We start from the raw sequence: 458 nt of genomic DNA, 5'->3' as shown, positions 1-458 counted from the left end.
GGGATGGTCATGCTGCTAGCCGGCTGCGGTGCCTGGCAGTCGGTCAAGGACACGACCGTGGCGGCGACGAGCGCAGTTTTCGTCGCGAAGGTCAAGCAGATGAACCTCGTGATCGTGAGCCGCAGCGCGCTGAATCAGGATGAGCACGGCGTGTCGTTGCCGGTCGTGCTGCGTATTTACCAGTTGAAGGACTCCAAGGCGTTTGAAACGGCCACCTACGCGCAACTGCTCGCAGGTGCTGGCGACCCGCTGAAAACGGATATCTTCGGCCTCACGGAAGTGACGCTTGGCTCCGCCGCAACGGTCAGGCTGTCCGAGCCGATGGCTGATGATGCGCAATACGTCGGTGTCGTCGCGTTTTTCCGTGAGCAGTCGAGCGCCGAATGGCAACTGGTGATTCCGAAGGCGCGATGGAAGAAGGGGCAACTGGTGATTCCGAAGGCGCGATGGAAGAAGGG

The 458-nt window shown here is 61.1% G+C and carries 1 protein-coding gene; it reads left to right on the top strand.

Annotated elements, in window-relative coordinates; genetic code table 11:
• Nucleotides 1-9: 9 nt before the first annotated feature.
• A partial coding sequence (gene tssJ, locus AC1DS3_RS39505) for a type VI secretion system lipoprotein TssJ (protein ID WP_477129484.1) occupies nucleotides 10-458 on the top strand: 449 nt, incomplete at its 3' end.

It is taken from the genome of Cupriavidus sp. 01L46 (genome assembly GCF_056399905.1).
The sequence above is the reverse complement of the archived record's forward strand: the minus strand, read 5'-3'. Positions and strand labels throughout refer to the sequence as shown.